The sequence below is a fragment of the Bifidobacterium sp. UTBIF-68 genome, from assembly GCF_006408855.1.
Classification (GTDB): Bacteria; Actinomycetota; Actinomycetes; order Actinomycetales; family Bifidobacteriaceae; genus Bifidobacterium; species Bifidobacterium reuteri.
The window spans coordinates 60,798-87,301 of the sequence record NZ_JFAN01000004.1; the positions used below are offsets into that span (position 1 = coordinate 60,798).

20 protein-coding genes are annotated in these 26,504 nt (G+C 62.1%); 12 read left to right on the top strand and 8 right to left on the bottom strand.

What is annotated here, in order from left to right:
* Positions 1-118 precede the first annotated feature (118 nt).
* Complete coding sequence (locus BW14_RS01465) at positions 119-1,069, bottom strand: magnesium transporter CorA family protein (protein WP_044088893.1); 951 nt, start codon at positions 1,067-1,069, stop codon at positions 119-121.
* A gap of 144 nt (positions 1,070-1,213) precedes the next feature.
* On the bottom strand, positions 1,214-2,074 hold the full coding sequence (locus BW14_RS01470; RefSeq protein WP_044088925.1) for a histidine phosphatase family protein: 861 nt from the start codon (positions 2,072-2,074) through the stop codon (positions 1,214-1,216).
* 86 nt (positions 2,075-2,160) lie between these two features.
* Here BW14_RS01470 and BW14_RS01475 point away from each other — a divergent pair, with 86 nt between their 5' ends.
* On the top strand, positions 2,161-3,405 hold the full coding sequence (locus BW14_RS01475; protein WP_081886595.1) for an SAM-dependent methyltransferase: 1,245 nt from the start codon (positions 2,161-2,163) through the stop codon (positions 3,403-3,405).
* A 95-nt stretch (positions 3,406-3,500) separates the two neighbouring features.
* Here BW14_RS01475 and BW14_RS01480 read toward each other — a convergent pair whose 3' ends face one another.
* On the bottom strand, positions 3,501-3,905 hold the full coding sequence (locus BW14_RS01480; RefSeq protein WP_044088891.1) for a pyridoxamine 5'-phosphate oxidase family protein: 405 nt from the start codon (positions 3,903-3,905) through the stop codon (positions 3,501-3,503).
* A gap of 230 nt (positions 3,906-4,135) precedes the next feature.
* On the opposite strand from BW14_RS01480, the gene BW14_RS01485 reads away from it, so the two are divergent.
* From BW14_RS01485 to BW14_RS01500, 4 genes are all read left to right on the top strand, one after another.
* Positions 4,136-5,071 carry a DMT family transporter gene (locus BW14_RS01485; protein ID WP_044088890.1) on the top strand — a complete coding sequence of 312 codons (936 nt, stop codon included), beginning with the start codon at positions 4,136-4,138 and terminating at the stop codon, positions 5,069-5,071.
* 155 nt (positions 5,072-5,226) lie between these two features.
* A complete protein-coding gene (locus BW14_RS01490; RefSeq protein ID WP_044088889.1) occupies positions 5,227-5,979 on the top strand; it encodes a nitroreductase family protein in 753 nt (250 codons plus the stop codon).
* A 154-nt stretch (positions 5,980-6,133) separates the two neighbouring features.
* A complete protein-coding gene (locus BW14_RS01495) occupies positions 6,134-7,195 on the top strand; it encodes a hypothetical protein (protein WP_044088888.1) in 1,062 nt (353 codons plus the stop codon).
* Between the two features lie 122 nt (positions 7,196-7,317).
* The gene (locus tag BW14_RS01500; RefSeq protein WP_181162263.1) at positions 7,318-7,857 is read left to right on the top strand and encodes a peptidylprolyl isomerase; all 540 of its coding nucleotides are present in this window, start codon (positions 7,318-7,320) and stop codon (positions 7,855-7,857) included.
* A 160-nt stretch (positions 7,858-8,017) separates the two neighbouring features.
* Here the strand turns inward: BW14_RS01500 and BW14_RS01505 are convergent, their stop codons facing one another.
* The 3 genes from BW14_RS01505 to BW14_RS01515 all read right to left on the bottom strand — a co-directional run bounded on the left by BW14_RS01505 (position 8,018) and on the right by BW14_RS01515 (position 11,244).
* Positions 8,018-10,342 carry a bifunctional (p)ppGpp synthetase/guanosine-3',5'-bis(diphosphate) 3'-pyrophosphohydrolase gene (locus BW14_RS01505; RefSeq protein WP_140489144.1) on the bottom strand — a complete coding sequence of 775 codons (2,325 nt, stop codon included), beginning with the start codon at positions 10,340-10,342 and terminating at the stop codon, positions 8,018-8,020.
* A 123-nt stretch (positions 10,343-10,465) separates the two neighbouring features.
* Positions 10,466-10,951, bottom strand: coding sequence for a dUTP diphosphatase (gene dut / locus BW14_RS01510; protein ID WP_140489145.1), 486 nt, complete (start codon positions 10,949-10,951; stop codon positions 10,466-10,468).
* A complete protein-coding gene (locus BW14_RS01515; RefSeq protein WP_044088924.1) occupies positions 10,951-11,244 on the bottom strand; it encodes a DUF4193 domain-containing protein in 294 nt (97 codons plus the stop codon). Before BW14_RS01515 ends, dut begins: the two co-directional genes overlap by 1 nt.
* Before the next feature lie 151 nt (positions 11,245-11,395).
* Between BW14_RS01515 and sepH the strand changes: the two genes are divergently transcribed.
* Entirely contained in the window at positions 11,396-12,592 is a 1,197-nt protein-coding gene (gene sepH, locus BW14_RS01520; protein ID WP_140489146.1) for a septation protein SepH, read from the top strand.
* 37 nt (positions 12,593-12,629) lie between these two features.
* On the opposite strand, the gene BW14_RS01525 is transcribed toward sepH, so the two are convergent.
* Positions 12,630-13,886, bottom strand: coding sequence for an alkaline phosphatase family protein (locus tag BW14_RS01525; protein WP_140489176.1), 1,257 nt, complete (start codon positions 13,884-13,886; stop codon positions 12,630-12,632).
* A 107-nt stretch (positions 13,887-13,993) separates the two neighbouring features.
* Between BW14_RS01525 and BW14_RS01530 the strand changes: the two genes are divergently transcribed.
* The 6 genes from BW14_RS01530 to BW14_RS01555 all read left to right on the top strand — a co-directional run bounded on the left by BW14_RS01530 (position 13,994) and on the right by BW14_RS01555 (position 21,035).
* Positions 13,994-16,705 (top strand): DNA topoisomerase (ATP-hydrolyzing) subunit A, encoded by a 2,712-nt coding sequence (locus BW14_RS01530; protein WP_140489147.1) that lies wholly within the window; start codon positions 13,994-13,996, stop codon positions 16,703-16,705.
* Positions 16,706-16,771: 66 nt separating this feature from the next.
* Positions 16,772-17,515 carry a response regulator transcription factor gene (locus BW14_RS01535; protein WP_258186021.1) on the top strand — a complete coding sequence of 248 codons (744 nt, stop codon included), beginning with the start codon at positions 16,772-16,774 and terminating at the stop codon, positions 17,513-17,515.
* A 233-nt stretch (positions 17,516-17,748) separates the two neighbouring features.
* Entirely contained in the window at positions 17,749-18,459 is a 711-nt protein-coding gene (locus BW14_RS01540) for a hypothetical protein (RefSeq protein ID WP_140489148.1), read from the top strand.
* Positions 18,446-18,757: a transcriptional regulator gene (locus BW14_RS01545; RefSeq protein WP_044088879.1), complete on the top strand. Its 312-nt coding sequence runs from the start codon at positions 18,446-18,448 to the stop codon at positions 18,755-18,757. Before BW14_RS01540 ends, BW14_RS01545 begins: the two co-directional genes overlap by 14 nt.
* Positions 18,758-18,984: 227 nt before the next feature.
* On the top strand, positions 18,985-20,340 hold the full coding sequence (locus tag BW14_RS12175; RefSeq protein ID WP_238567019.1) for an ABC transporter ATP-binding protein: 1,356 nt from the start codon (positions 18,985-18,987) through the stop codon (positions 20,338-20,340).
* Between the two features lie 50 nt (positions 20,341-20,390).
* Entirely contained in the window at positions 20,391-21,035 is a 645-nt protein-coding gene (locus BW14_RS01555) for a hypothetical protein (RefSeq protein ID WP_140462349.1), read from the top strand.
* Between the two features lie 131 nt (positions 21,036-21,166).
* On the opposite strand, the gene BW14_RS01560 is transcribed toward BW14_RS01555, so the two are convergent.
* Positions 21,167-26,287, bottom strand: a complete 5,121-nt coding sequence (locus BW14_RS01560; RefSeq protein ID WP_140489149.1) for a DEAD/DEAH box helicase — start codon at positions 26,285-26,287, stop codon at positions 21,167-21,169.
* Positions 26,288-26,504 lie beyond the last annotated feature (217 nt).

A 26,504-nucleotide genomic window follows, 5' to 3' on the forward strand; every position in this document is an offset into this window, starting at 1 on the left:
GATGTCCCCGTCTTCACGGCATGGGACCGGACGTCGCGACGGCAGCATCAGCACTTTGACCTCATGATAAAAAGACCCTTCACAGCATTCATCACAGCATGCACAGGGCAATCCAAACTCATTTGAACAGTCGGGAGCGGGTGAGGAACCAGGTGACCACGCCGGAGAGCACGATGGAGATCACGATGATGAGCGTGAATCCCCAGGTCTTGTCGGTGAACGGCATGCCCAGCTGTCCGGGCACGAAGTTCATGCCGTACATCGAGAAGATGAGCGTCGGGATGGACAGCGTGATGGAGATGATCGTGAAGATGCGCATCACATTGTTCAGGTTGTTGGACACGATCGACGCGAAGGCGTCGGTCATGTTCGCAAGGACCCCGCTGTAGATGTTGGCCATCTCGATGGCCTGCTTGTTCTCGGTGATGACGTCGTCGAGCAGGTCCTCGTCGTCCGGATACTGCTTGATGCGCTGCAGGGTGGTGAGCTTCTCCATCACGATTTCGTTCGACTTCAACGACGTGGTGAAGTACACCAAGGTCTTCGACAGCTCCATGAGCATCACGATCTCACGGTTCTGCATGGAGTGACGCAGCTTCAGTTCGAGCTTGTCGCTTTCGCGGTCGATGATGCGCAGGTATCGCAGGTACATCGTGGCATTGCGGTAGAGGATCTGCAGGATGAACCGGGATCGCATGTAGGTGTTGAACCCACGGATGGTGCCTTCCATGAACGGGTGCAGCACGGGCGTGTCCTGCATGCAGACGGTGATGATGAGGTTTTCGGTCACGATGATCGACAGAGGGATGGTCTCGTACCAGTCGCGTCCGCCACGCTCCTCCACGGTGGGGATGTCCACGATGATCATCGTGTAGTCGTCTTCGACATCCACGCGGGAGCGTTCCTCGTCATCCAGAGGGGCACGCAGATCGGCCAGGTCGATGCCGGTCTGGGATGCGACGGTGGCGAGCTCCACATCTGTCGGCTCGCTCAGACAGAGCCAGGAGCCGTTCTCGGGTTTCTCGATCTGCTCGACCTGGTTGTTGATTGAGCTGAAGATTCTCAGCATGACGCTCACCCGCCTTCCGCGCTTTCCAGTGTTCTATCGCTGTACGGTCGTAAACCGGAATCAGTCTAGACCCACCGTTCGAATTTGCGCATACGGCGGGTCCGGCACGGACATGCGCATATGAGCATGACACGCCATGCTGTCTCACCATATGACGGGCCGCCAATCCAGCATGCCGGCTCCTCGAAGATCGGACGGACCGTTCTCCCAGTCGGCGCTGTCCGCAACGGCCGGAGTCTTGTTGTATTCGTCGAGTTCGAAGTATGGCGTGTCCACCGGCTGGCCGTTAACGGTATGCCGCACCTTGAGCCGGCACCAGCTGGCATTGCGCAGTCCGCCGAGGGCGTTCATGCCGTTCGGGTCGAGCCCGAGCAGGTTGGCGATGGTGGCGGTGATCCATGATCCGTGGCCGACCAGCATCAGCGTGACCGGGTCATGGCGTCCCGCACCTTCGCCGTTGATGGCCGGATCGGCGATCAGATCGCATACGGCGGCGGCGCCTCGCTCACCGACCTGCGCCCGGCTTTCCACGCCGTAGCGCGTCTCTCCACCGGTATGGTGCTTCCAGGAGGCGTACGCCTCGGCGTCCTGCTCCTTGATCTCCTCGCGGGTGAGCCCTTCCCATTGGCCGAAACTGCGCTCGCGCAGCCTCGCATCGACCCGGACCTCAAGCCCCAGGACATCCGCGAAGGCATGCGCGGTCTGCCGGGCGCGGAACAGGTCGGAGGAGACGACCGCCATGCGCCGGGAGGCCGCCGGAGCCTGCTGCCATTGCCTGACGTCGGTGCGTTCCGCGGCGCCGAACCCCGGCTGTGCAATCAATTCCGGATGCTCGGCCAGATGGTTCACCTTCGCCCAATAGAAACGGCTCGCGAGCGCGAATCCTGTCTGATCGGCCTGCCATTGCCCCACGATGTCGAGGGGCACATCGATCTGTCCCTGGAGCCGGTGCTCGAGATTGTATTGGGTACGTCCGTGGCGCAGCATCACCACTTCATCGATCATGTGGACCTCCTTGGCTTCTTCCTCCATATCATCATGAGCCGTGGAGACGCTCACCGGACGGTCGACGCTCCTTTACAATGACCGTTGTGGAGATTACCGAACAGACCCTTGCGTTTATAGCCGAACACCGCAATGAGGATGTGCGCGATCTGGCGCTGCATGCCAGGCATGATGCGTCGGTCGATCTGCCGTTCGCCCTGGAGCAGATTTCCGGGTGGCAGCGTGCGCGTGTCAAGCTTCCTGACTGGGCGGGGTGCGAGGGGGTGATCTATCCGCCTCAGGTCCCGATGGAACAGTGCTCTTCGCAGTTCACGGCACAGTACAAGGCGCGTGTGGCGTCACGGCTCATGGCATCATCCGACTCGCCCACGTCCCTCGTGGATATGACAGGCGGGTTCGGTGTCGATTTCTCCTATATGGCCCGCGTGTTCGACACGGCGACATATGTGGAACGGCAGCCGGACCTGTGCGATATCGCCCGGCATAATCTCCCGCTGCTGGGACTGCCCCATGCCGGAATCATCAACGGCGATTCCACCGAAGCGGTTCGGGGACTTGACCGGGTGTCGATGATCTTCGCCGACCCGGCGCGCAGGGACGACCATGGTTCGCGCACCTATGCGATCGCGGACTGCACCCCGGATGTTCTGGCGCTGAAGGATCTGCTGCTCGGCAAGGCGTCCGTGGTCATGATCAAGCTGTCCCCCATGCTCGACTGGCATAAGACGGTCGCCGATTTTTCGGGCTCGGTGCATGAGGTGCATATCGTCTCCACCGGCAATGAGTGCAAGGAGCTGCTGCTGGTGTTGGGCCGAGACCGGTGCGACGCGCCCCGTGTGGTGTGCGTCAACGACGACCAGGTGTTGGAGTTCGTGCCTGATGCGTCGAGGGGCAACGATTCTGCCATGATCGCCGCCGAATCGGCGAATCGTGCCTCTGATGGCAGAATCGTTGCGGATGACGCCGGTTGGCAGTACCTGTATGAGCCCAATGCCTCCATCATGAAGGCCGGATGCTTCGATATAGTGGAGCGCCGGTTCAACGTCCGTCAGATCGGTCCGAACAGCCACTTGTTCGTCTCCGGACAGTCGATTGGCGGATTCCCCGGACGCTCATTCGCCATCGAGACGGTGACCACGATGAACAAGCATGACCTGAACCGTGCGATGAAGGGGCTGACGCACGCGAACATCACCGTACGGAATTTCCCCATGCCTGTGGCGGGACTGCGCAGGAAGCTCAGGCTCAAGGACGGCGGGGACACCTACCTGTTCGCCACCACCGACACGGAGGGGCATCACATCATCATCCGCACCATCAAGCAACAATAAGGTGGCCAGCGACGTCATATACACGGCAGGCCGCCTCCGTGAGATGCGAAGACGGCCTGCAAGGGACATGGAATAGCCCGCATGGGGCATCGGCATCAGTCCTTGACGATGGTCTTGCCGGCGTTCGGGCCGGAAGCGAGGTTCTGGATCTCGGTGACCTCAAGCACCGGGATCACGGCCGGCTTCTTGGTGCCCTTCTCCTCGGCGATCTTGACCTGGGCGTCGTAGATGTCGTCATCGACGTGCAGGGTGACGTTGCCGCGGAAGCGGTAGCCCTGCTTCTTCTCGAGGTTGGCGAACGCGACGACCAGCGGCGATCCGTTCTTCAGGTTCTCGTAGGTCTGACCGGCGGTGCGCTCGTGGTAGGCGATGTGCGTGTCGTCCAGAACGAACAGGGACATCTTCGGGCCGAGATCCAGCTCCCCGTCCTTGGAGATGGTGGAGACGAAACCGAGGTTGTTCGCCACGAATTCCTTGATTTCCGGAGTGATGACTGCCATGGCAAGTCCTTTCATTGCACTGATGATACATAGTCAACAGTAATCAAACCGTACGCCAACCGCTCGGATGATCGCTGTGAGTAACGTCACCTTACATGAGCGCCGGCCACCTCCCCATCGAACATGCCGGTCACGCACCACGAATCCAATCCCCGATTTTGACCGGCCGTACCCGTAACCTGTGACCCGGAGCAAACAGGCGGAAGACAAGAAGTGCAGAGGACATGCCTATGAGTTTGGTCGATCGTTTCAGCAGGCTGCGCAGCCAATGGTCACGTTCGTTCCCGCCGAATCTCGCACGTCTGATGCTCCTCGCATGCGCGGCGTTGTGGGGCGGCAGCTATCTGCTCGCCAAGTTCGCCATGGAGGCGATCCCGCCGCAATGGCTGATGGCCCTGCGCATGTTCGGTGCGTGTCTGTGCATGCTGGCCCTGTTCCACAGGCACATCATCCCCAATCTGACACCCAAGATCATCATCCCCGCCGTGGTGGTGGGCATGACGTACTGGGGCACGATGGTCACGCAGACCGTCGGGCTGCAGACCATCGAACCGGGACGCAGCGCGTTCCTGACGGCCGCCTACTGCGTGCTGACGCCGTTCGTCACATGGATCGTGTCAAGGAACCGGCCGAAGATCATCAATCTCATCGCAGGCGTCGTCTGCCTCATCGGCGTCGGATTCGTCTCTCTCAAACCAGGCGGCTCGCTGTCCCTGGGCGTCGGCGACTGGCTCACCATCGGCACCGCAATCATCTTCTCCTTCAACCTCACATTCCTCGGCGTCTACGCCCAACGGTTCGACCCGATCGCCATCACCTTCGTGCAGTTCGCCGTGGCGGGGACGATGTTCCTCCTCGGAGCCGTATTCACCGAGCCGGCGCCAGACGCCGGCTGGCTGGCGGGACCGGTGGTGGCCAGCGTGCTGTACCTGTTCCTCGGCGCCACGATGAGCGCCCAAATCATGCAGAACATCGGGCTCGCGCATGTGCCGGCATCACAGGCGTCCATCATCATGTGCACGGAATCCCTGTTTGCCGTGTCGTTCTCCGCCCTGTTCTGGGGCGAGCGCATCATATGGAGTTCGATGGTGGGCTTTGCGCTGATCTTCGCCGCCGTGCTCATGTCCGTCATGAAACCTACGCGGCATTCGCTGCATCGCAACTGACGCCGCATCCCAGTGCCGCTCCAAAGCGGTGCCCGCCGCGGCGGAACCGTCGCGCCCGTCGTGCCAGCCACGTTCGCCGCGTTCGCGCCCGCCCAGTACTATGAGGATGATTGTCAGTCGCACCATGCCCGACACCGTGAATTGAGAGGAATGCCATGAACCTGCTCGAGTCGATGAAGGAACGCCATGCCGTTCGCAACTTCAGCGAAGAGCCTTTGGCCGCAGAGCAGATAGCGACATTGTCCCGTCTTATCGACGAGCTCAACGGCACCTACGATCTGCACATCCAACTGATCCATGATGCCGAGGATGCGCTCGGCGGATGCCCCACGCATTATGGACGGTTCTCGGGGGTGCATAACCTCATCGCGCTGATCGGCTCCGACGAGCCGGAAGGCTCCGAAACCTCCGGCAAGGACGATGACGGCACCGATGCGGGTGTTTGCGACGATGGACATCGTCTTGACGAGCAGGTGGGCTATGCCGGTGAACTGCTGGCGCTCAACGCGGTCTCATTGGGATTGGACACGTCATGGGTGGTGCTTCATGAAACCCAGGACCACCATGGTGCGTGGACGATCGGCACCGGACAACGCATGCCCGCAGCCATAGCATTGGGTCATGGCACGCGCCCGGGACGTCCTCATCGCAGTAGACCGGCGGAGGAGCTCGGCACTGTGGCCAATGGAACATATGCCGACGCCCCCGAATGGTTCCATGCCGGTATCGAGGCGGTCATGCTCGCCCCCAGCGCATTGGGCAAGCAACCGGTCCGGTTCGAGCTGCTGGAGGATGGACGCACCGTCCGCGCGCAGGCCCTTGACGGCGTACAGGCGCATATCTGCCTCGGCATAGCCAGACTGCATTTCGAACTGGGCGCAGGCACCGGACGATTCGACTGGGCATGAGACCTCATCGGCATGATGGCATAATGGCATTCCCGCAACCTCGCCATCCCCTGTCCTGAATCATGTGAAGATTATGGAATCCTCATGTAAGCATTCTGTCGTTTTCACCGCGCCTTCAGCAAGATGACAGCAGAACCGCCTACCGTCATACGTTGTGAAGAAGTTTTTCCAAGGTCTTTCCCTTTCCTCGATTGTGGCCGGCACATTGGCCGCCGTCACCTCATTCCTGCTGGCCGCGAAAATCGGCGTCGCCGGATCGGTCATAGGTGCGGCAGCCAGTTACATCGTCTCCGTGGTCGCCACGAACATCTACAAGAATCTGATTACGGCATCCAGCGAGAAATTCCAACAGACCCTCGGCAACTCAGGCAGCGAAGACGCCGACAATGACGATGCGGGCGACGAGGGATCCGGCGATCCCTCCATCGACCAGGATACCGACGGCACCGCGAAGGCGGAGCAGTCCAAGGATGCGGATGCAGATGCCTCCCGCGAGCGTTCGGGCCATGGACCCGCGCAAGGCCGAACCGTCGAACCGCAAGGCGCCGCATCGGCGCGCAGGCCCCGGGAAATCGTCTCCCGCCCCAACGACGGGCATACCTATTCCATCGCCGAGCTACGCAAACACCGCCATGACCCCAAACGTACGGCAGTAGTCGTCACCCTGGTTTCAGGACTACTGACGGTGGCCGTAACCGCGGGAATCGTGATGCTGGTGACCCAGGGGCATGGCACCGATACCGTGGTCTCCGACCTGATCTCCCCCACCACATCATCCGACAGCACCACCGATGACGGCGATTCCACGGTACAGCCCCACCACAACGACCAGAATCCGCAGTATGGGCAATCCGATCAGAACGATGGCACCGGCAACGAAAACACCACAACGGACGGCACGACCAACGATTCGACGAACTCCAACGGCACCGGATCCGACAGCAGCAATTCCGGTACCACCAACGGTTCCGGAACCACAGATTCCACCGGATCGTCGGGTTCGGATTCCACCGGCTCCTCGGGAACGAATGGCTCGGGAACGACCGGCTCGGGAACGTCCGGAGACACCTCCGGTTCTACAGGCTCGGATTCCAACTCGGGTTCGACGTCGGGCTCAACATCCACCGGCTCCGGCTCTTCCTCTTCAGGCTCGTCCAACAGTGGCGGTTCAACCACCGGCAGCAACGAGGGTGTCAGCTTCTCCCCCATCCGCTGATTCGCATATGCCTGCCGGCATGCCATGCCCGCGTCGGCATATAACACCGGCACCGCAGCCCCGCGCCGCCCCACGACATCACCATCAGATGAATGACGTGGGGCAATGTCAGACTGGAACCTATGACTACAGTAATCATGCGCACCTCCGAGGGCGATATCACCATCAACCTGTTCGACGACAAGGCCCCCAACACCGTGGCCAACTTCCTGGGTCTCGCCACCGGCGAGAAGGAATGGGCCGACCCGTACACCGGTCAGCCCTCCCACGGCAAGTTCTACAACGGACTCACTTTCCACCGCATCATCAAGAATTTCATGATCCAGGGCGGATGCCCGCTGGGCACCGGCACCGGCGGCCCCGGCTATGAGTTCGACGATGAGATCGACCCGAGCCTGAAGTTCGACAAGCCGTATCTGCTGGCCATGGCGAACGCCGGCCTGCGTCGCGGCCGTGACGGCAAGGTCCACGGCACCAACGGATCCCAGTTCTTCATCACCACGGTGCCGACCCCGTGGCTGGACGGCCATCACACCATCTTCGGCGAAGTGGCCGATGACGCCTCCAAGCAGGTGGTGAACAAGCTCGAAGCGCTGTCCACCGATCCGATGGATCGTCCGACCGAACCTGCCGTGATCCTGTCCGTGGACGTGGCGGAGTAATCCAGGTCCACGCTGTTTACTGAATGAGGGCTCCGATTGTCCGTAACAATCGGAGCCCTCATCGTTTCATATCCAAATCGTCTGCGGTCGCGCAGTCCCGGTACCGGACGAGTCTGAGAGTCTGTCTGAGAGGTGATTCGCGGAGACGGTATCCCGATTGCTACTTCATTTTGCGCAGCCGGGGTTCGGCGGATTCCTTAGCACCGGTCAGACGGTAGACATCGAAGACGCCATCGATCTTGCGCACTGCGGCGAGCAATGTATTCAGATGCTGGGGATCGGCCATTTCGAAGCTGAACTGGCTGGTGGCCACACGGTCGGAGCCGGTGGCAATGGTACCCGAGATGATGTTCACGCCGTGGTCGGAGAGCACGCGCGTCACATCAGACAGCAGGTTGCGCCTGTCCAGCGCCTCCACCTGAATCTTGACCATGAACAAGCCCTTCGTGCTGGTCCATTCGACCTCCACCACACGCTCCGGCTGCTTGGCCTTCAAATCGATCATGTTCTGGCAATCGGTCCGATGCACCGATACGCCCTGGCTACGGGTGATGAAGCCAATGATCTGGTCTCCCGGCACCGGCATGCAGCATCGTGCGAGCTTGATCCATACGTCGCCCACACCTTTCACGGACACGCCCGTGGAACTGGACGAAGTCTTGCGTTCCACCGGCTTGAGCGGCAGAACCTCCTGCTCGACCTCCTCATCCACTTCGTCGGCGCCGGCATCCTTGACCAGATGGGAGATGACGTTCTGTGTTGAGATCTGGCCATCGCCTATGGCGGCGAAGACCGCATCCGCATTCGGGAAGTTCAGGTCAACGGCGACACCGACCAGAGCCTCGGGAGTGAGCAACGCATTCACCGGCAGATTGCGCTTGCGCATGGCGCGGGTCAGTTCGTCACGCCCTTCCTCAATGGCCTCGGTACGCCGTTCCTTCGAGAACCATTGACGGATCTTGTTGCGTGCCTTCGGGCTCTTGACGAAGCTCAGCCAATCGCGGGAGGGCCCTGCCGTCTCGGACTTGGAGGTGAGAATCTCCACGGTGTCGCCATTGTCGAGCGTGGTGTCTAGCGGCACCAGACGACCGTTGACGCGGGCGCCCATCGTACGATGGCCCACTTCGGTGTGCACGGCGTACGCGAAATCCACCGGAGTGGCCTTGGCCGGCAATGAGACGATCTTGCCTTTCGGCGTGAACACATACACCTCGGCGGAACCGAGATCCTCTTTCAGGGAGCCGAGGAACTCGTTGGAGTCCGGTGTCTCGCTCGTCCAGTCGGCGAGCTGCTGAATCCATTTGAGATTGTCGGCTTCGGAAAGCTCCTGCTCATTGTCGCCGCGCTTGCGGTCGGACTTGTCTGGCGAGCTCAACGCCCGGCCGGCCTGGCCATTCTCCTTGTATTTCCAATGTGCGGCGATACCGAACTCGGCGCGGCGGTGCATGTCCCAGGTACGGATCTGGATCTCGACCGGTTTGCCGCCAGGCCCCACCACCGTGGTGTGCAGGGACTGGTACATGTTGAGCTTCGGCATGGCGATATAGTCCTTGAACCGTCCGGGAACCGGGTTCCACCGCGCATGCACGGCGCCAAGCGCCGCATAGCAGTCCTGAATGGTGTCGACGATGATGCGCACGCCCACCAGATCATAGATGTTGGCGAAATCATGGCCGCGCACGATCATCTTCTGGTAGATGGAGAAATAGTCTTTCGGGCGGCCGGTCACATACGCCCTGATATGCTGCTCCGACAGATCATCATTGATCTCGGCGAGAATCTGCTTGAGGTACACCTCGCGCTGGCCCGCACGGCGCGCCACCAGCACCACGATCTCGTTGTAGATCTTGGGATAGAGCACTTTGAAGCTCAGCTCCTCGAGCTCCGTCTTGATGGCGTTCATGCCGAGACGGTTGGCCAGCGGCGCATAGACGTCGAGGGTCTCGCGCGCCTTGCGCTGGGCTGAGGTGGTCTTGACATAGCGCCAGGTGCGTGCGTTGTGCACGCGATCGGCGAGCTTGACGACCAGTGTGCGCACGTCACGGCTCATGGCCACCACAAGCTTTCGGATGGTCTCGGCCTGGGCCGAGTCGCCGACCTCGAGCTGGCTCAGCTTGGTGACGCCATCGACTAGCCCGGCCACGGTGTCGCCGAATTCCGCACGGCATTGCTCCAACGTGTAGTCGGTGTCCTCCACCGTGTCATGCAGCAGACCGGCGGCGACGACCACCGGTCCCATGCCGAGGTCGGCAAGAATCTGGGAGACAGCCAGCGGATGGATGATGTACGGCTCCCCCGACTTGCGGCGTTGGGATGAGTGCTGTATGACGGCACGCCTGTATGCACGGTCGAGGATGGTCAGATCCTCCCCCGGATGATGGGCCTTGCACACCTGCTTGATGGGCTCGAGCGGGTTCAGCGGATCGGCACTGATCTCACAGCCCAACTTGCGGGCGGCATACTGCTCGCTCTCGTTCTCCGACATGCCTGCCACCTCCCATTGTGACTTACATTGTAGCCACGCGCCGGCCCGGCCCGCCGCACCACGTTCACTGCGGGCCGGGCCGGCTATCATGCATTTGCGATTGATTCGCCCTGTGCCGCCGCCCTATGCCACAGCGCCCGACACCCCGGTCGAACCGAAACCGCGTTCGGCCCGGTCGGATCCGGGCAGGACGTCGGCGGGAACGAACCGCGCCTCCACATACCGCTGAATCACCAGCTGGGCGATGCGGTCGCCAGGATGGAATTCAGCGGTATGCTCCGGGTCGAGGTTGATCAGCGGCACCTTGATCTCCCCACGATAACCTGCGTCGACGGTTCCGGGCGCATTGAGCACCGTGACCCCCTGCTTGGCGGCCAGACCGGAACGGGGATGCACCAGCGCCACATACCCTGCCGGCAATGCGATAGCCACTCCGGTGGGCACCAATGCGCGTTGGAACGGCTTCAAGGTCACATCGACCGTGGTGATGAGGTCGGCACCGGCGTCACCGGCATGCGCGTAATGCAGGTCGGCCGGATGCTCCGGATCGATCGATTTGACCAGCACCTCGGTGTGTTCGGGCTCGTTGTAGGCTTCGTCGAACGCCATCAGGAGGCGCACTCCTCACACACCGGCTGGCCATCCTCATCCATATAGGCAAGCTGGCTGCGGTGCTTGACGAGGAAGCACTGGGAGCAGACGAACTCATCGCCCTGCATCGGGATGACGGTGACCGAGGAATCCTCGTTGCTCAGATCCGCGCCCGGCAACTCGTAGTCTTCGGCGATGGCGTTCTCGTCATCATCAATGTCGCTCGAGGAGTTCTGTGCGGACTTCCCCAGAGCCTGCAGCGATTCCTCGTCCTCGTCCTTGTTGCGAGGGGAATCATAATCCTGAGCCATCATGGTCCTTTCATCTCACATCTACTGCTGTGCGCGCTCGTTACCACGCTATACTCGGCCATAGGGTACACGATTTGAAATACATGTAAAGTTCGACACGTGGGGCATACTGGAATATAGCAATGTCCTTGGCAAGGAAAGTGGAGTACGTATGCCTGAGAATCGGCTTGAAAAGGCCCATTTTGAGCGTGTCAGCGAAGCGGGGGACCTGATTTTCTCCGTAGGTGGCCGTCAGGTGGCCGTCAGCCTGGACGACACGCTCGAACGTGCGATTCTCGAAGCGAAGCAGGTCAGAAGCGAACAGCGTGAGCCAGCCCAGCCGCATGAACAGGCGACATTGCCGATTTCCCAGATCCAATCACTGATCCGCGCGGGCGCGGATCCTTCCCGAGTAGCCGAGCGCTATGGTCTGAGCGAAACATTGGTGCGGCGCTTCTCCGCAGCGGTGGAAACCGAGAAACAGTATGCCATCGAACAGTTCCTGACTGTGCCGGCCCCGAAAGACAGCCGGGTCCGCACCATCAACGATCTGGTGGAGCGTACGCTCGCCTCCGCTTCCATCGGCATGGAATCGGTGACCTGGAAATCCACGCGCCGCGGACTCGAGCCATGGCGCATCGTGGCGGTATTCACCTCCGCGGGACGGGAGATCCACGCCGAATGGACTTGGAACATGCACGATAATTCCGTGGTGTGCCTGAACAACGCGGCGCGCAAGTTATTGGGCGAACACAGTGCCGCGGATGACTCCAAAGCCGCGGCGAGACTGCTCCCCGGCCCCGAGCTGCCGGGAGATTCCATACGCTCGGCGCGCATCGAGCGGGCGGTGAGCGCATGGGCGGCGCCAAAGCCGTCGATTCCCGCGGCCGTGCCGCAAGCCGCCGTCGGGACGGGAGCCTCCACCGATCCCGGCATCTCCGGTTCCATGCCTCCGGTCAAATTCCCGGGTGCGGCTGTGCTCGCGACACCTACCGGATCATCCAAGGCTGACACATCTGTCGACGGCAGCGCTCATATTATCCCGGTGTCAGGTCCAGCCGATTCCGCTGCTGTCGTGTCCAACGGTATGCCGGCCGGAGCGAATCCCACGACGGCCCAGACTGCCGGACTGGCCACGGACCAGACGACGCCATCCGTACAAGCCACCATACAGGCAGTCGCCCCCGCCACAGTCGACGCGCCTTCGGGACTGCCCGCGGCAAGTCGCGCGAACACGGGTGCGGGCGATACCGGCAATTCCGAGACATCCACTGCCGGAACGGCATCCGCCCATGCCGGCAAGACTCCCAAACGCCGGTCAGGCAGGTCCGCTGTGCCCAGCTGGGACGAGATCCTATTCGGAGACTGAACGCCGCACGCCGCCGTCGGCGTCATTCACCGACATGTCATGCGACGTCGATAAGGCAGGGGATCTCCATCTCCAGATGAGTCTGCGAACCATGCACGCTGGGCAGATGCGTGGCCTTGTCATTTTGGGTGCGTGAATCCACAATCGTGACCGCATCGGCGGCCTGTACGATCACATCGCCGATTATCGGCTTCACACGTTCGGACACCGGGCCGAACAATCCATCTCCTATCGCCTGCGCCTTCGTCCGCACCTTCGCACGGTCCTCCAGACGATTGCGCCACCGCCGCGCGATATCCTCCGGGTCCTCGCCGTCCTGTGCGTACAGCATCAGCGAGCGCGGCTCACCTCCAACCAGCTCCACGCCCTGCATCAGCTGCGGTTCGGCGGCGATGTCCACCCGCTGCGCCGGATCGGCCTGCACCATGCCGTGATCGGCCACGATCACGATGAGCGTCCCTTGGGGAGCGCTGCGTCTCAACAGGGCCAGCTGCGCGTCGATATGCTCGAAAGCGGCCACCCATTGTTCCGAATCCCATCCGTAGTTGTGTCCAACCTTGTCGGCATCACGGATGTACAGATACGTGAGCCCCGGTTCGCGGGCGGCGCGGGCGGCGGCAAGCACGCGGTCGCGCGGCGTGACCCCAGCCCGGTAATCGGTGCCGCGCAGAGCCGCTTCGGTCAGGGGCGACCCTTTGAACTTCGGCAGACCTGAGCTGGTGACCCGCACCTGCTGGGCGGCGAGACGCTCGAACACCGTGGGTTCGCGCTGCAGCTCATGCGGGTCGATGATGGGCGGCTGGGGATGGTGCGGGTTGGCCGGCTTGGGAACCAAGGCGTCCTTGAATTGGATGAGCTGAATGAGTTTGCGACTGTTCGGCTCCAGCTGCGTGTAGCCCGCCATGCCGGTCAGCCCCGGGCATGTGCCCGTGCCGAACGTGGCCATGGCCGCCACGGTGGTGCTGGGCGCGCAGGTGGCGATCGGACGCTGGTTGGCGGTGTCGTTCATCAGTGAGCGCAGATAGGGTGCATGGCCCAGCCGCATGGCCAGATTCCAATATCCCAGGCCGTCCACCAGCACGACGATGGCTGAAGCCGAATCAGGCAGTCCCAAGGCTTCCTGGCATGCTTTCGGATCGGCGTGCACAGGGGTGGGCGTCGGATGGCCTATGGCGCTGGACAATGCGGGGAGCACTGAGGACAGGTGCAGGGCTCCTGACGGATTGGCGTCCTGATAGGTCACGGTGGGTATCAGGCGCAGCAGTTGGTCCATTTCCGGCGTATCGACAGTCATATGGTTCATGGTAGCCCCAATAAGCCCACAATCGATGATGGATGACGATGAACGGCGCACGTGCGCAGGGGCACTGCTAATATGGGGCGAGTTTGAAAGGGAGTTCCATGGCATCACACCGCAAACCGTCCGTGCAGACCTATGATCCGCGCACAGTCAAGGAGCATATCGTCGAGACGCCGTTGAACGAGGAGATGAGCAAATCATTCCTCGAATACGCGTATTCGGTGATCTATGCGCGCGCCTTGCCCGATGCGCGCGACGGGTTGAAGCCGGTGCAGCGGCGTATCGTCTACCAGATGGGCCAGATGAACCTGAATCCGGACCGCCCGTATATGAAGTCCGCCCGTGTGGTGGGCGAGGTCATGGGCAAGCTGCATCCTCACGGCGATTCCGCGATCTACGAGGCCATGGTGCGTCTGGCACAGCCGTTCGCCATGCGGCTGATTCTCGTGGACGGGCACGGCAACTTCGGCTCGCTAGACGACGGTCCGGCGGCATCCCGTTACACCGAGGCCCGTCTCGCTCCCGCCGCCCTCGGCATGAATGCGGACATCGACGAGGATACGGTCGATTTCACGCCGAACTACGACAACAAGCTCAAGGAACCGACCGTGCTGCCGGCCGCGATCCCGAACCTTCTGGTCAATGGCGGTTCGGGTATCGCCGTGGGCATGGCCACGAACCTCGCCACACATAATCTGGCTGAGGTGGTGAACGCCGCCAAGTTCCTGATGGCCCATCCCGAGGCCACGCTCGAACAGCTGATGCGCTATGTGCCGGGCCCTGACTGGCCGACAGGCGGCACCATCCTGGGCCGTGACGGCATCCGCGAGGCGTATGAGACCGGCCGTGGCACGCTGACCACACGCGCCACCACGCATATCGAGCATGTCACCGCACGCAAGCAGGCGATCGTGGTGACCGAGCTGCCCTACATGGTGGGCCCGGAGAAGGTGATCGAACGCATCTCCGACGGCGTGAAGAACCGTAAGCTCGAAGGCATCTCCGCCGCGTACGACCTGTCCGATCGGCACAACGGCACCCGTCTGGTCATCGAGATCAAGACCGGTTTCGACCCGCATGCCGTGCTGGTGCAACTGTTCAAGCACACGCCGCTGCAGGACAATTTCGCGATGAACAATGTGGCATTGGTGGATGGCCGTCCGCACACCATGGGTCTGAAAGAGATGCTGCAGGTATGGATCGATCACCGCCGTGTGGTGATCCGCCGCCGCAGCGAATACCGCAAGAAGAAGGCGCAGGAACGCCTGCATCTGGTCGAGGGCCTGTTGCTGGCCATGCTCGACATCGATGAGGTGATCCAGGTGATCCGTACTTCGGATGACGCCGATGTCGCCAAGACCCGTTTGATGGCCGTCTTCGACCTGGACGAGGTGCAGGCTCAGTACATCCTCGATCTTCGTCTGCGCCGGCTCACCAAGATGAATCGCATCGAGCTTGAGGCCGAGCGCGATGATCTGAAGAAACGCATCGAGGAGCTCACCCGTATCCTGGCGTCCGCGGAGGCGTTGGACAAGGTGGTAACCGGCGAGATGGACGAGGCGGTCGCCAAGTGGGGCTCGCCGCGTCGGACAGTGCTGCTGGATGTGGATCCCGATGGCACGCCGACCCCGGTTTCCGCATTCGGCGCCCCCGCTCCCGCTCTCGCCCAGTCCGCACTCGAAGCGGTGCAGTCCGCGGCCACCATCTCCTCGGCGGCAGCCGATGTCGCCGCTGCGACCAAGGCCGCCAGGAAGAGCGGCGAGGAGAACGCCTTGGCGGGAGCCCTGAAGATCGAGGACGAACCGTGTGTGGTGTTGATGAGCGCCACAGGTCTGATCGCACGAACCACGCCGAGCGCACTGGACGTGTACCATGCCCGCTCCTCTTCCGACAAGCGTCAGACGAACGATCAGATCACCGCCTTGTTCCCGACTTCCACGCAGGCGACATATGCGCTGATCACGTCGGCGGGACGCTTGGTACTGGCCCATGTGGTCGACCTGCCGGCGTTGCCCGCTTCCGAGACGCTTGCCCTGACCGGTGGCGTGCAGGCGGACGAGCTGATCGGCATGACCGAATCCACCGATCCGATTCCGGGTGAACATGTGGTGACCGCCATCGCCATGGAGCCGGTGAAGGCCGGCGATCCGGAAGATGGATCCGGTGCAGCCGACGCACCGCTCCCCTCGCTGGCCATCGGCACCCGCAACGGTGTGGTCAAGCGTTGGAACCGTGAGGCTCCCACCACGATGGACTCCTGGCCTGTCATCGATCTGAAGGATGGCGATGAGGTGGTGTTTGCCGCCACTGCCGAGGACGACGACCGTCTGGTGTTCATTTCCTCGGATTCCTCCCTCTTGACGTTCGAGGCGAAGAACGTGCGCCCGCAAGGCCGCACCGCAGGAGGCATGGCCGGCATCAAGCTGGCCGACGGTGCACGGGTCATGGCGTTCAACGTGGTGCCCGCAGGCAAGGTGGCGTGGACGTATGAGGAGGGCGAGAACGGCCTGAGCTCGGCGTCCGGTGCCGTGGTGCTCACTGTGGCCGGTGACGAGGACGCGCTGCCCGGCACCGAGAACGGCGCCGCCAAAGTGACGCCGTTGGAGATGTACCCGACCAAGGGTCGTGCCACGGGCGGCGTGCGCTCGCAGCGCTTCCTGAAGGGCCAGAACACGCTGATTCTGGCGTGGGTGGGCCTGTACCCGCTGCGTGCCGCCACATCCTCCGGCACGCCGGTGGAACTGCCGAAGCCGGACATGCGCCGCGACGGCTCCGGCGTGGATCTCGCCGCACCTGTCGCCTTCATCGGCTGAATCATCCGAAAGCCGATTCCCCGTCCTAGACTGGGCAGTAGCAATACTGGGTGTGAAAAAGGATGCATGATGAGGCTTTTGGTCGCCGCGACGAACGAGCCGCTGGCCCGCGCCATTCGAGGCACGTTGCTCGGCGCGCATCACGATGTGGAACAGACCGCCACACATGCCGATACGCTCGCCGAATTGGGGCAGGCCGAACCGCAGTATGATGCCATCGTACTCGATGAGGACATGGTGGAACCGCCTGATGGCTCCTTCATCGCATCGCTTCGTAAGGCTGCGCCCGATATCAAGATCCTGCTGCTGACGTCCACACCACTGAGCCGGACCACAGGTGCCGGCAATCGGTGGCGCGCCTTGCCTGACGAATACGAGCCTCTTGCGAGCCATCCGACGGCCCCTACCGATGCGTCACACACCGATCAGTCACATCTGAATCAGCCCGACGCCGTGTTGCGCAAACCGTTCTCCGACACGGAGCTGCTCTCCCATGTCGAGGCGCTCACCCCCGGCTCCCCTACGATGATCATCCGAGGCAACCTCACTCTGGACACCACGAACCGGAAGGCATACTATGCCTCCACGCACGCGCCCATCAACCTGTCCCGTCTGGAATACAGCCTGCTCGAGGCCTTGGTGCGCGCCAACGGCGAATTCGTGGATATCAAGAGGCTCGCCGAGCTGGTCAGCGGCCCGTATTTCGAGCAGCAGGGACTGCTCCACTACGCCCTGTACACACTGAACAAGAAGCTCACACGCGCCGGTCTTATCATGACGCGGCGAGACTCCAGCTGGCGCATCCGCTAAGACGAGTTCCGCGTCGGCCTCTCTTTCATGGACTATATATGCCGGGGAATTCCCCTGCACTGTGGGATACCCGTTGCCCGCCATTTTCCGTGCCCGCCTCGCCATGCCGACACACAACTTGTTTCCATAACGGAAAGTGGTACTGTTTTCCGTAGCGGAAAGTGGTTTGCGTCGCAGCGCAGCCAGCGATCAAGCTAACGTCTACGCTCAAGGAACCGCAAAAGGGGGCCATCATGGCGGATATGCAGGATACACGGCCGAGCGTCGGCAACGATCCGCGCGATCGGTTGCAGCAACAACAGCGCCAATCCGATACACGGCAGGCAGCGCAAACACCACAACCTGTGCTGCCCCCTCGGGCGTTGGACAACCCGTCGATAGCGTCCAATGCGCCGGCCGCCTTGGACGCACTGAGTGCCTTGGACACGGATCGGGCGAGGCTCGCCTCCGACTATTACGAGAGAAACCGCGTCCCGACCGTCATATGGGTGACGGTGATATATGGCATGATCACCCTGACGTATTGGCTGATTCCACAGGTGTTCCTCAACCGGTTCCATCAGCCGGGCAATCCCGCATGGCTTATATTCACATTGCTGGCGGTTTCCGTGCTGTTGGTCTACGCGATGCTGCTGTTCACCTGCCACATGCAGGGCGTCGCCATCCAATGGCTTCCCCCACGGCCTGTGATGAAGAGCCGGCGGTTCCGGATCATCCTCGCCGTGCATGCCATCGCCAATTTCATTCCGGCAGCCGCTGCCCTGGCGGTGGGCTATGCCACGAACGCCTGGTGGTCGGCCGTGGCGGTCACGGCAGTGGGTGCTGCGTTCAACGGTTTCATGGAGCATCTTGAACTCAGCGAGACCATCCGCGCGCTCAGGCAACGCACGACTCCCATGGGCGAACCCACCAGCGACGGGGAGACGCATCATGGCGTCGGATGATCCGGAACCAATCTTCAACGAGGTAATCCACGCCCCGGTGCGGCTGCGCATCTGCGGACTGCTGGACACCTACGGCACCCTGCGGTTCGACGTGCTGCGCGACACGCTCGGCATCAGCGACGCCACCTGCTCCAAGCATCTGAAGACGCTCGCCGACCACGGTTACGTGCAATTGGACAAGAAAGCCGATGAGGGCGGCAAGGCCTACAAGGTCACATGGGTCAGGTTGACCAGCGAGGGCGGGTCCGCATTCCGGTCGCATGTGGCAGCGTTGAGGCAGATCGTCGCCGGGCAATAGACCGCCGGTAACCGCCAATAGCCACCGAACCATAGCCGTCGCCCCACATCCGCCACAGCGGGCGCGGGATTCTCACAGTTCGCCAACCCGAATAACACACACCATCGCCTGGCGTGAGCCATACCTGAAACCGCGGTTTCGCGCATGGCCTGGCGCAAGCATACTCGAAATCATCGTTCCGACATCACTTCCCGATATCACCGGCCAATCCACGAATCGAGGCTCATATGAAGGCCGTCCTGTACAAGGATCTGCAGCAGATCCGGCATAACACGGCGATGCTCATCACCGCCGTTATCGCCATCGTGGCACCCCTCTCACTGATCGCCACCATCACCCCGCTGGCCATGGGCCCTGACATGGCCGGGGTGATGCTACGTTTCGCCGTCGCATCGTTCACGATGGGCCTGGCGCCGACGCTGTCGCTCGACGCGATCCGCAGCGACTTCGCCAACGGCACCATCGTTTCGGTACGCGCCTGCGGACGTCCGTTCCGGCAGTATCTCGCAGCGCAACTGGCGTACGCCGTAATCCCTATCACCGTGCTGTCCGCGGCGCTGATGGGGTTCGCGTTCCTCGACGCTCCCGCACTCCGCGCGACCATCGCGGGACCGCAGGGCGTCGCGCTGGCCGTCACGCCAACGCTCGCCGCGCTGGCGCTGTACCTGTGGTCGATATTCATCAAGGGAAAGGCAACGATCATGACCACTACCACACTCGATTCCATCGTCGCGACGACGTCCACGGCATCTGCCCCCGTAACTTCTGATTCGACGGTATCCGTCATGCCCTCCGCATCAGGAACGGCCGCAGCGGCACCCGCAGGTCAGGATCCGCTCGCCATCCGCGTCACGGACATGACGTTCGGATACAGGCGTCGCAAACCCGTGCTCGAGCACATCGACCTTGACGTGCCGGCCGGACAGTCATTGGGCATCCTCGGCTATAACGGAGTGGGCAAAACCACCCTGTTCGGCGTGATCACCGGACTGCTGCGCCCACAGGAAGGCTCTGCGACCATCAACGCCGACGTGTTCCGCTCCATGCGTGATGTATTCCAGCTCACCGATTCGGGCAATCTCTCCCCCACGATGACCATCCGCGAGAATCTCAGGTTCCGTTCGATGCTGTACGCCACGCATGACGACCCGCATCCGCTTGACCTGAAGCATCTCGACCGACTGCCGATGGTCCGCGCGTTCGAACTCGGCGAGCATCTTGACAAGAAGGTCAAGGATCTTTCCAGCGGATTGAGGAAGCGTGCGGGCATCATGGCCGGCATGCTGTTCAATCCCCGGCTCGTCCTGCTGGACGAGCCGACCAACGCGGTCGATCCGGTCACCCGGCAGCTCCTCATCGACCTGATGCGGCAGCTCAAGGCGGATGGACGCACGATACTGACCATCACGCATGACCTCGACTACTGCTGGGAGGTCGCCGACCGTGTGATTGTTCTGGATGACAAGCGTGTGGCCAAGGATTGCCTGCTCGCCGACTTCGACGATATCGACGCCTTCCGGCAGGCGGCCACGCTCGGCCGTGAGCGCGATCATGTGGACTTCGGATTGGGAGGCACGCGATGAGGGCGATGCTCTGGCACGATTGGACGCTGCTACGTAAAAGCCCGTTATACTTGGCGTTTGCAGTGGGCATGTGGCTGTTCATACCGATCATGCTCGCCGTACTGTTGTCTGGCTCCTCGCCGCAGCAACTGGCTACGATCAATGTATGGGGCATGGCGCAGGGGCTGGCGGCGTGGTATGGGTATACCGCATCGATGCTGGCGTTCGGCACGTTGTATTCCAATTCGTCTTCGATGGACTTGAGCGTGGTGCCGCAGACCGACGGCACGTTGGAGAACTGGCGCGGTTCGGGGCGCTCGATGCTGGGATACTGCCTGGCCAAGAGTCTGCTTCCTGTGCTCCTCGCGGAGTTCATGATTCTGACCACCGTGGGCTATCTGGCATGGGCGGGGCTCGATGCCTCGGCCACCGTCATGCGGGTCATCTATGTCGTACTGGCACCGGCGGCGCTGGCATTCGCGACCGAGCAGATGTTCCTCGCCACTCACACCGGCTCGATGGGTTCGCTATCGGCGGCGACCCTGATTGCATCGCTTCCCATGCTGCTGCTTACGGTGCTGGCGTTCACACTCACCTTGCCATGGGTATTGGCCGTGATGGTCGTCTTCGGCCTGGCTGCCATGGGCGCGACCGTGGTCTCCTGCAACCGCCGTTATCCACGGGTGCTGGGGTCGATTGCTGCACGGCGACCGTAACCAGCTTGACGGCTCCCAACGAGTGTTGCTGGCTCGTCGCCCCGATGGCTATCCAGGACTCGCATGGCCACCGTTTATGAGCCGTCCTCAATGTGCCGTCCTCGCCGGCGGTCTTCGGAACACATCACCGCTCAGTACAGGCGCATGCCTTGGGGGACGGGGACGAAGCCGGCCTGATGGAGGATGCGCGCGAAGGGGTGACGGGCGTTCAACGGTTCGCCGTTGACGTCCGCGAAGGTCACGGTTCCTGAGCCGTCACGCTTGAGCGCATAGGCCAATTCCGAGGCCGCCCTGCGCCATCGGCTGTCGACGTCGCGTGATGCCCCGTCGGCATCGCGGCTTGCATCCGGACGGGATGCCCAGTCGAACACTGTGAGGTGTTTGGATTTTATCGTTGCGTACAGCACCGGCCCCTGTTCACTGAGCACCACCACGGACCCGACCCTTCTGACCGGCTTGACGGCGTTGGCGGCGACTGCCGGCCAGCCGATGGCGGTGCCGGCAAGATTCGCCGGGTCGAGCGCGCTCAATGCCACCACCGATTGCGCTCGTCCTTCCAACGGATGCCTCAGCGCATCCACGGTCTCACGTTCGGCGAATTGGGCCGCACCGAAGCCGCGAACGAACATGCCGCGAATCAGACGGCCATGCTCCTCCATGCGCTTCAGCACCGGATAGAGCGCGGAATAGCCGCCGGGCACATTCTCGCGGTCGATCAGCGGCTGGGCGATGATGCCGTAACGGTCCAGCAGCGCATCGACCAGCGCGAGCAGGCGCTCGGCCTGCTCCCGTTGCGCGTCCTCCGCTTCCCGATTGGCGCCGGGTACGGCCAGCCATAGTCCGCCCAACGTCATATCCGTGACGGCGCGACGAATCGGAGCCATCCTTCCACGCCGACGCGATGCGCCGGTTTTGCGTGGAGCATTCGCGCCCGCGCTCAATGCACGCACAGGCGCGAAACTGGAATTGGTGACCTTTCCCTGCCATACCAGGCTCCACAGGGCATCCTTGAACTGCCGTTCGCTCCATTCCTGCGGGATGATCTCGCCGGTGTTCGGGTCGATGTCCGGTTCGGCGGTCTCGCTCCAGACGCGTTTGGCCGCATCCGCCAATTGCCTCGCATGGAAGGCTCCACCGGAATCCAACGCCGCGAGTATCGATTCGGGCATGGTGACGGATGGCTCGTCCGAATCGCCCTGTCCCGACAGTACTGTACCCGATGGCACCGCATCCGATAGCTCCGAACTCGACGGTACCTTGCCCGACGCCAATGAGGCCGATGGCGCCGGACCGGAAGGCATTGAGTCCAGCAGCAATGAGTCGGCCGGATGGAACGCCACCTCGCCGACCTCCAGCGCACCGGTGGCACCGGTCTTGGTTCCCACCCAGACCACGTCGCCGGAGGTCAGCAATTCGTCCAGCAACGCCGGCTGGTAATCGCGGACACGTGCGGGGAATACCGAGGATTCCCATAGTGTGGCGGGCAGGGCGACGCCTTCCAACTGTTCGACGACGCGCATCAGCCCGTCCACACCCTCGTATCGTTCACCTCCCACCGGTCCTACGCCTTGCCGGTCGAGCAGGAACATCTGATAGGCGGACGGTTCGACCGGTTTGACCGCCTTGCGCGCTTTGGCCAGCGACCGCGCGCGTATGCGGCGGAATACGTCCTTGTGCAGCCATTGGACCGTCGCATCGCCGTTGCCGGCCGACACCATCCCACCGGAATCCGCATCAGTGGAGTCCGCATCCGTAAAATGCCCTTGCAGCAGCTCCCCTTTGGCGGTGAGCGCATCCAGCGTATGCACGGCATCCGTGACGGTCAGATGAAGATCGGCAATGAGCCGCTCCGCGGTGAAGGGACCATGCGTTTTGGCGTAACGGGTCACGCGGCCTGTCACATCATCGTCCGCGAGCTCGTTCCAGAAGGTACGCTCCCCCAGCTCCCTTTCGACATCGTGAATCACGTCCGAGTCCAGCACCTGCGCCATATCCGTGGTGCCAAGCAGCCGTTCCAGCACCTGCGGGTCGAGGGAGAGCAACTGCACATTGCGTTCGGCTTGCGGCTGGTCGTACTGGTACATCACCGCGCCGACGAAGCCGAACAGGATGTTCTCTGCGAACGGTGACGGCGTTTCGGTCTCCACGTCTTTCACGACGATAGCGCCGGATTGGAGCCCGGTCATCACCTCGTTCAGGGCTGGCATATCGTAGACATCCTGCAAGCATTCACGAGCCGTTTCGAGCAGCAATGGGAAGTTTTTGGCCGTGCGCGCGGATTGCAGCAGTTGCGCCGCCCTGAGCCGCTGCTGCCACAGAGGCACGCGGCGGCCGGGTTCGGAGCGGGGCATGAACAACGATCGTGCGGCGCATTCGCGGAACCGGGCGGCGAACAGCACGGACTCGCCCACTTGGCGTTCCACGTCCGTTTTAAGGTCTTCCGGGTCGAACAGGAACAGGTCCGCCATGGGGATATGGCCTTCGCCGTCCGGCAGTTGGATAACGATGCCGTCATCGGCGGCATAGGCCTGACCATCAAAGCCGTATCGGGTGGCGAGTCGGCGGCTGATGGCCATGGCCCATGGCTCATGCACGCGGCGGCCGAAGGGACTGAGCAGCACGACTCGCCATCCGCCGTCTTCGTCACGGGTGCGTTCGACCACCAGGGTGCGGTCGTCGGGAATCATGCCGGTTGCGGCCTGCTGTTCGGCAATAAGGCGCGCCAGATTGGCGATGGCGTTGCTGTCGAGGCCGTCGTGGCGGAGTCGATTGAGGATGGACGTGCTGAAGGTAGGCGAAGATGGAATGGTTGCTGTAACTAGTTTTCCCTCGAAACTCCCCTCAGTCTGCTGCGCAGACAGCTCTCCTCGGAGAGGGGAGCCAGATATCGTTTCCCCGGTATAGGAAGGTTGTTCCCCTGTCGGACTGCTTTCACGCGGGAGGACGGAAGCGAATATGAGACCGGCGCTGGTTTCCCGGAGGAAACGACCAATGGTGCGGCTGAACCCGTAGTCCCGCCCCGCACCTTCACCATGCCAGAATGGCAGTCGGGCGGTGCGTCCGGGGGCCGGGGTCACCACGACGCGATCCCGCGTGATTTCCTGAATCTGCCAGGATGACGTGCCCAGCGTGATCACATCGCCCACACGAGACTCGTAGACCATCTCTTCGTCCAGTTCGCCTACGCGCCGCTGGACTTTGCCGGCATCCGCCTCGGGAAGCACCACCGTGTATAGTCCACGGTCGGGAATCGTGCCGCCTGAGGTCACGGCGATCTTCTGCGCGCCGGGACGCGCGGAAATCCGACCCTCCTCCCTGTTCCACATCAGTCGTGGTTTGAATGCCGAAAACTCCTCGGTGTTGTATGCGCCTGACATCATGCCCAATACCGCGTCGAACATGTCACGGGACAGTTCGGCGAACGGCGCGCTGCGACGTACGGTCGCATACCAGTCCTCGACGTCCAAATCATGCATGGAGGCCTCTGCGACACTCTGTTGGGCGAGCACGTCAAGCGGATTGCGCGGTATGGACAGCGGTTCGATATCGCCGGCGATCATCGATTCCATGCAGGCCGCCGAGGTGACAATCTGATGGCGGGTAAGCGGGTAGAACAGGGCATGGGACACTCCCCCGACCTGATGGTCGGCCCGTCCGACACGCTGAAGCCCCGAGGATACGGACAGCGGGGTATCAACCTGGATCACCAGATCGACCGACCCCATATCGATGCCGAGTTCCAAGCTGGAGGTGGCCACCACACAGCGCAGTTTGCCTCGTTTCAATCGTTCCTCGATCATCTTGCGGCGGTCTTTGGAAACCGAACCGTGATGGGCCATGGCGATCACATCAGCGTCCTCATGGGCATCGACGAGCATGGTGGTGGAGCCGACCACGGCATCGTAGTGGGCTGCGAACCCCTCACGTCCTTCCGGAGAGCCAGGGCCAAGGGATTCATGCGCTTCATCGGTATCCGAGCCAATTCGCCCAGACGACCTACCAGTGCCAGCGGCAGGGCTTTCGGCGTACATATCGTTGAGCCGTGCGGTGAGTTTCTCCGCCACACCTCGGGAGTTCACGAATACCAGTGTGGTGCGATGCGCCAACACCTCATCGAGGATGCTGCGCTCCACCACAGGCCATATGGATCCTGATGTACGGTCGCCACGGGCTCCCGTTATTGCCGAAGAGACCGAACCGTCACGCTCGGCGTCCTCGTCACCACCATCAGCGACACCAGTGATGCCCTTACGCTCTGCCAGCCTCTGCATGGCCGGTGTGACCCCGCTGATATACGGCCTGGCCTGGCTGGAATCCGCGCCTCCCGCACGATGTTGCACATTGCCGGAGTCCAAATCCCGCATGTTGTCCAACGGCTCGACCATCTTCACGTCCATGGCCGGCCTGCCGCCCGGATTCACTATGGTCACCGGTCTGCCTCCACCTAGGAATCGAGCAGCCTCTTCAGGCGGATTGACCGTCGCGGAAAGACCGATGCGCTGGATACGCCACGACTGACTTGCGCGGCCTCCACCACCGATGCGGTCATCTTGCCCCGTATGCTCCGTCATCGAGCCGACAACAGCGTCGGCAAAGGCGTCGTTGTCGGACTGTATCGCCTCGACAGACGCCGATGAGTCCATAGATTCCCGTCTGCGCGATTCGGAGACCAGTCGTTCCAGCCGTTCCAGGCTCAACGCCAGATGGGCGCCGCGCTTGGTGCCCGCCACCGCGTGGATCTCATCGATGATCACCGTCTCCACAGTGGACAGGATCCGTCTGGTCTTGGAGGTGAGCAGCAGATACAAGGATTCCGGAGTCGTGACCAGGATTTCCGGTGGGTGGGAGGCGATATGGCGTCTCTCTTGGGCAGTGGTATCCCCCGATCGGGTGGCGACGGTGATGTTCGGCGCATGCAGCCCCTGTGCTTCGCATTGCGCGGCGATGCCGTCGAGGGGCTGTTCGAGGTTTTTGGCCACATCCACCGCAAGCGCCTTGAGCGGTGAAATGTAGAGAACGCGTACACCTGTGCGCTTCGAACGCGTCCGTTTATTTCCCGGCTGCAGCAATCGATCGATGGCGGAGAGGAACGCGGCGAGCGTCTTGCCTGAGCCGGTGGGTGCAATCACCAGTACATGTTCGCCAGAGGCGATGGCCGGCCACGCCTGATTCTGCGCTTCGGTGGGCTTCCCGAATGCATGCATGAACCATGACCGAGTTGGCTCGGCGAACAGACTCAGACTTTCGTACATATGTTCGATTGTAACGTGCTATGCGAACAAACTGCGCGTCACTCATGAACCGGCGGCGGCAGCATTCTCGCCCAACGGGGCAAAACCTCGAGCCATCTGGACTTTCAGCCCGCCTATAGCCTCCTACCGAAGCAAAACCTCGGACAACCAGGACATCCGCCCCGTCGACAGCCTCTCAGCGAAGCACAACCTCGGTTCACCAGAGCACTCGCCCTGC

Excerpts from the sequence above, each read along its gene's own strand:
- BW14_RS01465 (WP_044088893.1), bottom strand. The coding sequence starts at position 1,069 with ATGCTGAGAATCTTCAGCTCAATCAACAACCAGGTCGAGCAGATCGAG.
- BW14_RS01470 (WP_044088925.1), bottom strand. The coding sequence starts at position 2,074 with ATGATCGATGAAGTGGTGATGCTGCGCCACGGACGTACCCAATACAAT.
- BW14_RS01480 (WP_044088891.1), bottom strand. The coding sequence starts at position 3,905 with ATGGCAGTCATCACTCCGGAAATCAAGGAATTCGTGGCGAACAACCTC.
- BW14_RS01485 (WP_044088890.1), top strand. The coding sequence starts at position 4,136 with ATGAGTTTGGTCGATCGTTTCAGCAGGCTGCGCAGCCAATGGTCACGT.
- BW14_RS01490 (WP_044088889.1), top strand. The coding sequence starts at position 5,227 with ATGAACCTGCTCGAGTCGATGAAGGAACGCCATGCCGTTCGCAACTTC.
- BW14_RS01500 (WP_181162263.1), top strand. The coding sequence starts at position 7,318 with ATGACTACAGTAATCATGCGCACCTCCGAGGGCGATATCACCATCAAC.
- BW14_RS01505 (WP_140489144.1), bottom strand. The coding sequence starts at position 10,342 with ATGTCGGAGAACGAGAGCGAGCAGTATGCCGCCCGCAAGTTGGGCTGT.
- dut (WP_140489145.1), bottom strand. The coding sequence starts at position 10,951 with ATGGCGTTCGACGAAGCCTACAACGAGCCCGAACACACCGAGGTGCTG.
- BW14_RS01515 (WP_044088924.1), bottom strand. The coding sequence starts at position 11,244 with ATGGCTCAGGATTATGATTCCCCTCGCAACAAGGACGAGGACGAGGAA.
- sepH (WP_140489146.1), top strand. The coding sequence starts at position 11,396 with ATGCCTGAGAATCGGCTTGAAAAGGCCCATTTTGAGCGTGTCAGCGAA.
- BW14_RS01525 (WP_140489176.1), bottom strand. The coding sequence starts at position 13,886 with ATGACTGTCGATACGCCGGAAATGGACCAACTGCTGCGCCTGATACCC.
- BW14_RS01530 (WP_140489147.1), top strand. The coding sequence starts at position 13,994 with ATGGCATCACACCGCAAACCGTCCGTGCAGACCTATGATCCGCGCACA.
- BW14_RS01535 (WP_258186021.1), top strand. The coding sequence starts at position 16,772 with ATGATGAGGCTTTTGGTCGCCGCGACGAACGAGCCGCTGGCCCGCGCC.
- BW14_RS01540 (WP_140489148.1), top strand. The coding sequence starts at position 17,749 with ATGGCGGATATGCAGGATACACGGCCGAGCGTCGGCAACGATCCGCGC.
- BW14_RS01545 (WP_044088879.1), top strand. The coding sequence starts at position 18,446 with ATGGCGTCGGATGATCCGGAACCAATCTTCAACGAGGTAATCCACGCC.
- BW14_RS12175 (WP_238567019.1), top strand. The coding sequence starts at position 18,985 with ATGAAGGCCGTCCTGTACAAGGATCTGCAGCAGATCCGGCATAACACG.
- BW14_RS01560 (WP_140489149.1), bottom strand. The coding sequence starts at position 26,287 with ATGTACGAAAGTCTGAGTCTGTTCGCCGAGCCAACTCGGTCATGGTTC.